6 protein-coding genes are annotated in these 11,512 nt (G+C 62.1%); all 6 read left to right on the top strand.

Translation table 11 applies throughout. The annotated features are described in order from the left end of the window. The first annotated feature begins 194 nt into the window (after positions 1 to 194). On the top strand, positions 195 to 1,190 hold the full coding sequence (locus UN63_RS15620) for a hypothetical protein (RefSeq protein ID WP_104488319.1): 996 nt from the start codon (positions 195 to 197) through the stop codon (positions 1,188 to 1,190). 11 nt (positions 1,191 to 1,201) lie between these two features. Next, positions 1,202 to 2,029, top strand: a complete 828-nt coding sequence (locus UN63_RS15615) for a mechanosensitive ion channel family protein (protein ID WP_104488317.1) — start codon at positions 1,202 to 1,204, stop codon at positions 2,027 to 2,029. 257 nt (positions 2,030 to 2,286) lie between these two features. Beyond that, positions 2,287 to 3,273 carry a transposase gene (locus UN63_RS15610; protein ID WP_104488315.1) on the top strand — a complete coding sequence of 329 codons (987 nt, stop codon included), beginning with the start codon at positions 2,287 to 2,289 and terminating at the stop codon, positions 3,271 to 3,273. A 330-nt stretch (positions 3,274 to 3,603) separates the two neighbouring features. Further along, a complete protein-coding gene (recC, locus tag UN63_RS15605; protein ID WP_104488313.1) occupies positions 3,604 to 7,011 on the top strand; it encodes an exodeoxyribonuclease V subunit gamma in 3,408 nt (1,135 codons plus the stop codon). Further along, the gene (recB, locus tag UN63_RS15600) at positions 7,008 to 10,766 is read left to right on the top strand and encodes an exodeoxyribonuclease V subunit beta (protein ID WP_104488311.1); all 3,759 of its coding nucleotides are present in this window, start codon (positions 7,008 to 7,010) and stop codon (positions 10,764 to 10,766) included. The genes recC and recB overlap by 4 nt, the downstream gene beginning before the upstream one ends. After that, on the top strand, positions 10,753 to 11,512 hold a 760-nt coding region (locus UN63_RS15595; RefSeq protein WP_244905187.1), incomplete at its 3' end, for an AAA family ATPase. The genes recB and UN63_RS15595, both read left to right, overlap by 14 nt.

Genomic DNA, 11,512 nt, shown 5'->3' with positions numbered 1-11,512 from the left:
GCCGCAACAGACCATTCTTACAGCACTCGGTGATCGCTATCAGGCCATTTATTCCTGAATTAGGTGCGGAATGTCGGGTGCCATATCAGCCATCTTTGCGTGCGAGCGCGCGTGTGACACCGGCTACACTGACTGTAAAGGTGACTGCTTTTGTCATCGCACGTTCCCCATGCGGGCATGAGAAGGAGAGTTCGATGACAGATCACAACCACTGGCAGCTGATTCGGGCTGCAGACTTTTGTTGTCCGGCGCCACCCACGGTAACGCGCTTGCAGCATGGCTGGCGGTGGATGCTCCGTATTCTCGGGCTGCACGGCAAGGACTGGGTCGAGCAGGGGGATAATGCCGACCTGCCGGGCTATCGGGAGTTTGAGCGTGAGGACGCGGTCAGTGCCCTTGATGCATTTTTTGCCGACGGGCTTGATGGGGCGGCCGACAACGGTGTCTGTTTTCTGCTTGATCCACCGTTCAGCAGTACCGCCGCCATTGCCCGTGATTTTGCCTGGAAACAGGGCTGGATGATACTGACACCACCGGATATCGACTTGATACGAGAAGTACAGGTCGATAAATGGTGGCAGCAGCAACAGCTGTACAGCGGGCCCTGGCTGATTGATAACCTGGCCCGTTACCTGTTGCGCAGCACCGAGGGATTGCGTTTCATTCGGGCACTGTTGCCCAGGCTGTTGCAGGGAGAGTTTGGCAAGGGGCTGGTGGTGTGCGATAGCTGGGCGTTTTCCTTTCTGCAGCGGGCCTGGCCGCTTGAGCTGCCCCGGGTCTATTGTTTTGCCCCGGCCGGGCAGGAGCTATTACGTCAGGTTGGCCTCAAGGGGTCGGATCGACAACTGGGCCGCCTTGCCGCTCGGGCTCGGGGCAATGTGGGGGTGGCGCTGGCGTTGTGGGCCTGTCATCTGGACCAGAACAGGCAGTTGCCTGAGCTGCCGGTAGACGAGGAAGAAAGCGTCGCCTTCGTACTGTTTGCGTTGTTATTGCATCGGGGCTTGAACGGAGAAGCACTGCAGCAGGTGCTGCCGATCATGGCGCCGGATCAGCTGAATATACAGCTGATCCGACTGGCACAGCTCGGTATTGTCGAACGCAATAAAGAACACTGGCGGCTCAGTGTGTATGGGTACCTGGCGGTACGCGATTTTCTGGGCAGTCGGGATTATCTGCTGGACAGCTTTTAACGGGGGCGGTGATGGAGACAGAACAGGTTGTCGGCTTATTCAGGAATATCACCACCCAGACCCTGATTGAAGCCCTTGTGGTGATAGTAATAGCCATACTGCTGGTATGGTTGAGCCAGAAGCTGTTGCCCTGGCTGGCGAATCGATTGCACAGCAACCGGCGGCTGCTGGTACTGGCGCTGATCCCCACCATTCGGGTTCTGGTCATTGTGGCCGCGCTGATATGGATAGTCCCCTTGTTTATCGAGCCTACGGTACAGAACACGGTGGCGATATTAAGTGTGACCGGTCTGGCCATCGGCTTTGCACTCAAGGATTATGTCAGCAGCCTGCTGGCGGGCATAGTGGCGGCCTATGAGCTGCCGTACCGGCCCGGCGACTGGATAGAGGTAGAAGGCTGCTACGGCGAAGTCAGGCACGTGGGCATGCGGGTGGTGGAAATCGTGACCCCGAACGATACCGTGGTGTTTATTCCTCATCAAAAGCTGTGGACCGGGCTGATTTATAATGCCAACAACGGTGGTGCTAGCCTGATGTGCGTAGTGAGCTTTTATCTGGCACCGGATCACGATGCCCATGAGGTACGCCGGGTGCTGGAAGACGTGGCGCTGACCAGCCCTTATCTCAAGTTGCAGCAGCCCGTGCTGGTCGTGCTGGAAGAGCAACCCTGGGGTACCCACTACCGCATCAAGGCCTATCCGATGGATCCGCGGCAGCAGTTTCAGTTCATGTCCGATCTGACCGCGCGCGGTAAGGAAAGCCTGCGCAAGATGCCGGTGTGCTTTGCCCGCATCCCGCCGGAGCAGTCGATGGACTTGGGCGCGAAGACTGGCCCATGAGCAGGCAGCCCGAGACGCCACGTTAACGGAACCTCGGGCTGATATCCTGCTCTTTGATTAAAAACCAAGAAGCCAGGAAAACTAGAGGACACCCATTGGGTTAGATCCAAGAGAATTCTGAGGACACCCATCGGGTTGGTAGAGAATTCTGAGGACACCCATCGGGTTGGTAGAGAATTCTGAGGACACCCATCGGGTTGGTTGTTTTTTGAACTTCAACTAAGCTTGTGATTAATCAGTTGTACTTGGGGGGCTTTATGACTCGTCCTCGCTCCGAGCTGGTGTCGCCGGCTGATACACCTTACTACCATTGCATCTGTCGCTGCGTGCGGCGCGCTTATCTGTGCGGCGAAGACCGGCTGACCGGTCAGGATTTCAATCATCGTAAACGCTGGGTGCTAGCGCGGTTGCAACAGCTGCAGAAGGTATTCACCATCGACTTGTGCGCCTATGCGGTCATGGCCAACCACTATCATCTGGTGGTGCATGTGGATACCGATGCCGCCGAGGCATTGACTGAGAGCGAGGTGGTGGTGCGCTGGAATCACCTGTTCCAGTTGCCGGTGCTGGTGGCTCGTTATATGGCGGGCACCGCCGACACCAAGGCGGAGCAGCTGGCGGCGCAGGGCATTATTGCCGGCTGGCGCCGTCGGTTGAGTGATTTGTCCTGGTATATGCGCTGCCTCAACGAGCATATTGCTCGCAAAGCCAATGAGGAAGACAACTGCAAGGGCCGGTTCTGGGAGGGACGTTTTCGCTCACAGGCCATATTGGATGATGTCGGTCTGCTGGCCTGCATGACCTACGTCGATCTTAATCCATTACGCGCCGGGTTAGTGAACAAGCCGGAAGACTCGGTGGATGTGTCTCTGCATCAACGGATTCGGCACCATGCACGGTCGAACGAGCATACTCCGGGCGGTCAGACCCAAGGTCTTGTGCTGCTCCCTTTTATCGAATACTTTCATCAAGATAATGAAAAAGGTATCCCTTTCTCCTTTGCCGACTACCTGCAGCTGGTAGACTGGGCGGGCAGGGCGAGGCGGGAAGACAAAGCCGGTGTGATAGCCGAAGATACCCCGCCCATTCTGGCACGCCTGGGGCTGGATGGAGTGGGCTTTTTGGCGGTATTGGAACCCTATCATCTATCCCGCGGTACCGTGATTGGCCGTGGATTGAGCAGAGTTCGCTATGCCAAGGCGCATCACCGACGATGTGTGCAGGGGCCGTCTTTTTCCACATAGAGCGGTGCCGAGCTGCGGCATTGCCGGCTAGGTCAACTACAATCTTCTTCAAACGCTGATACATAAGCGCATCGCTCGTTTTTGCCTATCTGACCGTTCAAACCGTATCCACTAGCCGTATTATCTAAATCCGACCGATCTGACCTTGTTTCCGGTTTGATGATAACTACCACTGATCCCATCAATAAGCTGAAGCATCAAAAGTGGGTGTCCTAAGTGGTCCAAAATACCTTCGTCAGAAGATATAAAACCGCATCGAAAGATGGGTGTCCCAAGAGGGGGGATTTGGCATTATCATGGGGCGGTGCGGGATAATAACAAGGAATTCGAATGCAGAAGAATGATGCGCTGACGCCGGGGCTGATGGTGGTGCACGGTAACCACCTGGAAGAGCTCAGAGAGCTGGCGGTGGCCTGGATGCGGCGTAACCCGCTGGCGCCGCTGGAAAACGAGGTGATACTGGTGCAGAGCAACGGTATTGCCCAGTGGCTGAAGTTGGCCCTGGCCGAGCATCGCAGCGGGGGTATTGCCGCGGCCATGCAGGTGGACTTGCCGGCGCGTTTTCTGTGGCAAACCTACCGCGCCGTGCTGGGTAGCGACAGTATTCCACAACAGTCTCCGCTAGATAAGGCGCCGCTGACCTGGCGGCTGGTGCGGCTGTTGCCCGAGCTGCTGGCCGATGAACGCTTCGCGCCGCTGCGCCGTTTTTTGCAGCATGACGACGACTGCCGCAAGCGCTATCAGCTGGCCGAGCGGCTGGCGGACCTGTTCGATCAGTATCAGGTATATCGAGCCGACTGGCTGGCGGAATGGGCCGAAGGGCGAGACAGGATCATCAGCGCCCGGCGGGGGCCTGTGCCGCTGGATGAGGCGGTATTGTGGCAGCCGGCGCTGTGGCGGGCACTGCTGGAAGACGTGGGCCACGAACAGCTGGCTGGCAGTCGGGCCGGTGTGCATCCGCGCTTTGTGGCGCACCTGCGAGAATGCGAGCAGGCCCCGGCGGGCCTGCCGCGCCGGGTGATTGTGTTCGGTATTTCCTCGCTCCCGGCCCAGACCCTGGAGGCGCTGGCGGCATTGGCGCGCTTCACCCAGGTGCTGCTGTGCGTGCACAACCCCTGTCAGCATCACTGGGGCGACATAGTGCCGGATCAGGACCTGCTCAGGCACCGCTACCGCCGCCATGCCCGCAAGCCGGGACAGCCACTTGAGCTGACCGACAGCGATCTGCATCAGCATGCCCACCCACTGCTGGCGGCTTGGGGCAAGCAGGGGCGGGACTACATCAACCTGCTCGACAGCGTCGACGATCCCGAACACTATCGTGCCCGCTTCGACGCCGTCGGCAGCCGTATCGACCTGTTCGGCGAGGGGGATGTCAGCCATCTGCTCGGCCAGCTGCAGGACGATATGCTCAACCTGCGGCCGCTGTCGGAAACCCGCGATCAGTGGCCGCCGCTGATTGAGAGTACCGCTTCCATTCGCTTCCATGTGGCCCACAGCGCCCAACGTGAGGTGGAAATACTGCACGATCAGCTGCTGGAGTATTTCAGCACCGATGCCAGTCTGCGCCCGCGCGACATCATCGTCATGGTGCCGGACGTCAACGTTTACGCCCCTCACATCCAGGCGGTGTTCGGCCAGTACGGCCGGGAAGACGACCGCTACATTCCCTTTACCCTGGCGGATCAAGGCAGCCGAGGCACCGAGCCGCTGCTGATTGCCCTCGAACACTTGATGCGCCTGCCGGACAACCGCCAGACCGTAAGCGAAATTCTGGATCTGCTGGAAGTGCCGGCCCTGCGCGATCGCGTCGGCATTCAGGAGCAGGACTTGCCCACTCTGCACCGCTGGATTGAAGGCGCCGGGGTACGCTGGGGGCTGGATGCCCAACGCCGTGCCGCCCTGGGGCTGCCGGCGGAGCTGGAGCAGAACACCTGGCGTTTTGGCTTGCGGCGCATGCTGCTCGGTTACGCGGTGGGCTCAGGGGATGCCTGTCAGGGTATAGAGCCCTATGACGAAATCGGCGGCCTGGACGCGGCGCTGATCGGCCCCCTGGTCAGGCTGCTGGATACCCTGGATGCCCTGCACCGGCAGTTGTCTCAGCCTCGTCTGCCGGCAGAATGGGGGCAGGTATTGCACGATTTGCTGGAACGATGTTTTCTGCCCGCCAACGACCGGGATAGAACCCTGCTGGCGGGGCTGACCGAGGCGCTGGAAAGCTGGCAGGAACTGTGCACCGGGGTGAATCTTGACGAGCCGCTGCCGCTCAACGTGGTGCGCGAGGCCTGGCTGGGCGCCCTGGATCAGGGCTCGCTCAGTCAGCGCTTTCTGGCCGGTGCGGTCAACTTCTGTACCCTGATGCCGATGCGAGCCATACCTTTTCGCATGGTCTGCCTGCTCGGAATGAACGACGGCGATTACCCACGCAGCGTGACCCCGCTCGACTTCGATCTGATGGCCGGGGATTACCGTCCTGGGGATCGTTCCCGGCGGGAAGATGACCGCTATCTTCTGCTGGAGGCCTTGCTGTCGGCCCGCGAGCGGCTCTATATCAGCTGGGTCGGGCGCAGCATTCGCGACAACAGCGAGCGACCGCCCTCGGTGCTGGTCGGCCAGCTGAGGGATCACCTGGCCGGTGGCTGGAGCATGACTGGTGGCCGCAAGCTGCTGCCTGCCATCACCACGGAGCACCCCCTTCAGCCGTTCAGCAAGGACTATTTCGGCGAAGAGGGGCCGTTGTTCAGCTACGCCCGGGAGTGGGCCGGGCTGCATCGCAGCCAGATGCCACGGCACGAGGCTGCCCTGCCGCCGCTGGCGTTCGACGAGGCACAGCCGCTGGATCGGCTACAGCATTTTCTGCGCGATCCTGTGGGGCATTTCTTTACCCAGCGGCTCAAGGTGTATCTGGATGAAGAAACCCCGCCCCAGCTGGATGAAGAGCCCTTCGGCCTCAACGGCCTGCAGCTTTATCAGCTGAAACGGCAACTGCTGGAGCAGGCCAGCCAGTCCACCAACGGCCCGGAGCAGGCGCTGGTCCATGAGGCCCGCCGGCTCGAAGGTCAGGGCCTGCTGCCACTGGCCGGTTTTGGCGAACGGTTGCAGATACAGCTGCTGGCACCCTTGCCCGATCAGCTGCGGCGTTTTCAGGTGTTGTGCCAGCAGTGGCCGACGCCGCTGGAGTCACCGTTACCGCTGCGTTTTACGCATGAGGGGATAGAGCTGGAAGGCTGGCTGGGCGGCCTGCATCAGGCCGGCGAACGCCTGGCGCGCATCGAGCTGCAACCGGGCACCCTGATGAACAAGAAAGAGCCCAAATGGCATCGGCTGTTGCGGCCTTTCGTGACCCAGGTGGCCGCCGCCGCCGTCGGCATCGAGCTGACCACGCTGCTGGTGGGGGAGGACGACACCCTGCTGTTTCTGCCGTTGCCTCAGAATAGTGCCGAACGCATCCTGCAGGGCTGGCTGGAAGCCTGGCGACTCGGGCTGGAAGCGCCATTGCCGGTGGCGCTGAATACCGCCATGGCCTGGCTCGGTCAGCAGGACGAGGAAAAGGCCCGCAAAGCCTACGAGGGCGATGATTATCTCTTTGCCGGGGAGTGCCGGCAAAATGCCGCCCTGTCTCGCCAGTACCCGACCTTTGCCGCCTTGAGCGCCAGCGGCGACTTCGCCGACTGGAGCGCACGGCTCTATCAGTCATTGATGGACCATCAACCCGAATCGCTGGAGACAGACCAATGAGCGCACTTTCATCCCGCCCGTTGGCACTGCGGTTTGTGCTGCACGGCAGCCGACTGATCGAGGCCAGCGCCGGCACCGGCAAAACCTTTACCATTTCGGCGCTCTATCTGCGGCTGGTGTTGGGCCACGGTGGTGACGCCGGCTTCGAGCGCGAGCTGCTGCCGCCGGAGATCCTGGTGGTGACCTTTACCGATGCCGCCACCCGTGAGCTGCGTGACCGTATTCGCGCCCGACTGGTGGAGGCGGCGCTGGTGTTTCGTGACGAGGCCAAGGACGATGAGCTGCTGGCGCAACTCAGGGACGATTTCGACCCCGAGTTGTGGCCGGCCTGCGCCCGGCGGCTCGACATCGCGGCCCAGTGGATGGACGAGGCAGCGGTGTCCACCATTCACGGCTGGTGCCAGCGCATGCTGCGTGAGCACGCCTTCGACAGCGGCAGCCTCTTTACCCAGACCCTGCAGACCGATCACAGCGAGCTACTGGCGCTGGTGGTGCGTGACTACTGGCGCCAGCACTGTTATCCGCTGGCGGGTGAGGCGCTGGACTGGGTGATCAGCCACTGGAAAACGCCGGACACCCTGCTCGGCGAACTTAGGCCCCTGTTGCAGGAGCCGGGAGAGGCGAACGAGCCGCTGTCTGCTCTGCTCGATGAACAGTTGCAAGCAAGAGCCCGAGCCTGGGTCGACCTCAAGGCACCCTGGCTGAACTGGGCCGACGAGCTGGAAAGCGTGCTGATGGCGGCCGTCACCGCCAAGCAGGTGGACGGCCGCAAGCTGCAGGCGCGCTATATCAAGTCCTGGTGTGACAAGCTGCGTGACTGGGCCAGAGGTGACGAGACGGCGCTGGATCTGGGCACCGGCTTTACCCGGCTGACTCCCGATGGGTTGTTTGAAGCCTGGAAAGTCGGCGAGCCGCCGACGCATCCGGCACTGGAGGCTATGGTGACGCTTCCCGCACAACTCGATGCCCTGTCCGCGCCTCTGGAGGCTGCGCGCCGCCATGCCGCCGCCTGGGTGAGCCGGCGTTTCGACGAAGAAAAGCGTCGCCGGGCCGAGATGGGATTCGACGACATGCTGTCGCGGCTGGACGACGCCCTGCAGGGGGAGAACGGCGACCGGCTGGCCGAGGTGATACGGGGCCAGTTTCCGGTGGCGCTGATCGATGAGTTCCAGGACACGGACCCGCTGCAGTACCGCATTTTCGACCGCATCTATCGGCTGGCCGAAAACCACAAAAGCTGCGGCCTTTTCCTGATCGGGGACCCCAAGCAGGCGATTTACGCCTTCCGCGGTGCCGACATTCACACCTATCTGAGTGCACGGCAGTCTACCAGCGGGCGACACGACAGCCTGGACACCAACTTTCGCTCGGCGACCGCCATGGTGAGCGCCGTCAACCGGATGTTCGAACTGGCCGAACAGCGTGACGGCGGCAAGGGCGCCTTCCTGTTCCGCAGCGGCGCCGATAACCCGCTGCCCTTCATGCCGGTAAAGGCCAAAGGCCGCAAAGAGCAGTGGTACGTCAACAAGAACAAGAAAGGACACCCATCTGCTGCTGGTCAGCCGGCGCTGACTTTCTGGCAGCTTGAGCAGGACGAGCCGGTGTCGGGCACTGCCTATCGCGAACAGATGGCGGCCAGCGCGGCTACAAAAATTACCGAGCTGCTCAACCTGGGGCGGAAGAATCAGGCCGGTTTTGCCGGTGACGAGGGCTTCACGGCGCTGCAGCCGAGCGATATCGCGGTATTGGTCCGGGACTTCAGGGAAGCCGAGGCCATTCGCACCGCGCTGGCGGGCCGCGGGGTGCGCAGCGTCTATCTGTCCGACAAGGATTCCATCTTCGACAGTCAGGAGGCCCGGGATCTGCTGTTGTGGCTGCGGGCCTGCGCCGAGCCGGAACAGGACCGCTTGCTACGGGCGGCACTGGCCAGTCGCAGCCTGGGACTGACCCTGAACGAGTTGGAGCAGCTCAATCAGGACGAACGCAGCTGGGAGCGGCGGGTAATGCAGTTTCGCGACTATCGCAGTCGTTGGCGCCGTCAGGGTGTGCTGCCCATGGTGCATCAGCTCTTGCACGACTTCGCCCTGCCTGGCCGTTTGATGCAGCGCGCCGATGGTGAGCGGGCCCTGACCAACCTGCTGCACCTGACCGAATTGATGCAGCAGGCGGCTGCTACCCTGGACGGCGAGCAGGCGCTGACCCGTCACCTGGCGGAGCTTCTTGGTGGCGAGGGGCTGGCGGCAGACGAACAGGTGCTGCGGCTGGAAAGCGACGCGGCCCTGGTGCGGGTGGTGACCATTCACAAGTCCAAGGGGCTGGAATACCCGCTGGTGTTTTTGCCTTTTATCTGTTCTTTCAAGGCGCAGAAGAAGGGGAGGGCGGTGCAGCTGCACGACGGCGAACGCCGCCGTCTGGTGCTGACCCCGAACGAAGACCAACTGGCACTGGCCGACCGCGAGCGGCTGGGGGAAGACTTGCGTCTGCTTTATGTGGCGCTTACCCGTGCCCGTCACGCCTGCTGGCTGGGCATGGCCGATATCAAGGTAGGCAATGGTAAAAGTTCGCGCCTGCATGACTCGGCGCTGGGTTATCTGCTGGGTGCCGGGGTGCCCTTGCCTAACAGCCAGGCGCTGGCCGACTGGCTGGGTCCGCTGGCGATGGTGGGGGAGATTGAGCTGACGCCCGCGCCCGAGCCGAGCGCACAGCCGTTGCAGGGCAAGGAAGAAGCCGCCACCGAACCGCACTGGCGTACGCCAGCCCGACCCGCCGCCGAGCACTGGTGGATTGCCTCTTACAGCGCCCTGCGTACCGGCGAGCCGAGTGCGGCCAGACCGACCCGGCGCTTCGAAGATGCGGCACCGGAAAGCCCGGCGGCGTCGACGGTGGCGGACGATGAGCGAGAGTCGGTATTCATGCCGTTGCGCCCCGGTGAAACGCCGACCATGCACCGTTTTCCGCGCGGGCCCAATCCGGGGACCTTCCTGCACGGCTTGCTGGAGTTGGCCGGACGCGAAGGCTTCGATGCCGACTCGCCGGCGCTGGCGGATCAGCTGGCCCGCCGTTGCCAGCTACGCGGCCTGACCGAATGGATAGCCCCGCTGGGCGACTGGCTGCGACAGTTGTTGAATACCCCGCTCTCTGATGAAAAGAGTGATGAAAAGGCAGATGAAAAAGGTGATGAAGTAGGTGAAGACGAGCCGGAGATGACGGCCCCCATACTGGCCGGGCTGAGCGCCTTTCAGCCGGAGCTGGAATTCTGGCTGGAGGTCAGCCGGGTGGATGTGCGCCGCATCGATGCTCAGGTACAGGCGGCCGTACTGCCGGGCCAGCCCAGGGCCGAGCTGCTGCCCGATACCCTGAACGGCATGTTCAAGGGCTTTATCGATCTGGTGTTCGAACATCAGGGCCGCTACTTCGTGGTGGACTACAAGTCGAACTGGCTGGGCAATGACGAAGCCGCCTATACCCGGGGAGCGATGGAAGAGCAGGTGCTTAAGCACCGTTACGATCTGCAGTATGTGCTCTATCTGCTGGCGCTGCATCGCCAGCTGAAGCTGCGACTGCCCGATTACGATTACGACACCCACATGGGCGGCGCCCTCTATCTGTTTGTGCGTCATCCACAAGCCGTTTACCAAGACCGACCGCCCCGCGAACTGATAGAAACCCTGGACGCCCTTTTTACCGGTGATGAGAGTACCGGAGAAGAAGCGACCGGCCAGCCTGACGAGGAGTCATCGAATGAATCAGCCTGATGTGATCACAGAGGCTTCCCTGCACAGCCGGGAGCAGACCTTGCTGCTGCTGGATGCCTGGGTCGAGCAGGGCTGGCTGCGCGCGCTGGACCGGGCCCTGGCCGGATTTTTTGCCGAACTGGAGCCGGACGCCGAGCCGCTGTTACTGCTGGCGGCGGCACTGGCCAGCCATCAGCTGGGTCACGGTCATGTGTGTCTGGATCTCGCCGCCACCCTGGCCAGCCCCGACTTTGCGTTGTCGTTGCCGCCGGAAGGCGACGAGGCGGGCACCACCCCCTTGCCCTCGGTGGTGCTGGCCGAGGTCACCCGCGAGGGCTGGTGCCGGGTGCTGAAGGCAAGCAGCCTGGTGGCCGGAGCCGACGGCGAGCCATCCACCCCGCTGGTGCTGGACGGCGAGCGACTCTATCTGCGTCGTTACTGGCGCTACGAGCAGTCGGTGGCTCAGGCACTGGCGACCCGGTTGAACCAGCAGCCAGCCTTGCCCGGGCAGCTGAGCGAGCAGCTGGAGCAATTGTTTCCCGAGCCATTGGTGGTGGAGGGTCAACGCCAGACCGATTGGCAGAAGCTGGCCTGCGCGTTGGCGGCACGGAGCAATTTCAGCCTCATTACCGGTGGCCCCGGCACCGGCAAGACCACCACAGTGGTGCGGCTGCTGGCGCTGCTGCAGCAGTCGGCGGGCGAACAGTCGCTGCGTATCCGGCTGGCGGCCCCCACGGCAAGGCGGCGGCCCGGCTCACCGAGTCCAT

Source organism: Oceanisphaera arctica, assembly GCF_002936955.1.
GTDB lineage: Bacteria > Pseudomonadota > Gammaproteobacteria > Enterobacterales > Aeromonadaceae > Oceanimonas > Oceanimonas arctica.
This window is presented reverse-complemented; position numbering and strand designations above follow the sequence as displayed.

What these genes read in the sequence shown, in the direction of transcription:
- recC (WP_104488313.1), top strand. Translation starts at nt 3,604, where the DNA reads ATGCAGAAGAATGATGCGCTGACGCCGGGGCTGATGGTGGTGCACGGT.
- UN63_RS15620 (WP_104488319.1), top strand. Translation starts at nt 195, where the DNA reads ATGACAGATCACAACCACTGGCAGCTGATTCGGGCTGCAGACTTTTGT.
- UN63_RS15610 (WP_104488315.1), top strand. Translation starts at nt 2,287, where the DNA reads ATGACTCGTCCTCGCTCCGAGCTGGTGTCGCCGGCTGATACACCTTAC.
- UN63_RS15615 (WP_104488317.1), top strand. Translation starts at nt 1,202, where the DNA reads ATGGAGACAGAACAGGTTGTCGGCTTATTCAGGAATATCACCACCCAG.
- recB (WP_104488311.1), top strand. Translation starts at nt 7,008, where the DNA reads ATGAGCGCACTTTCATCCCGCCCGTTGGCACTGCGGTTTGTGCTGCAC.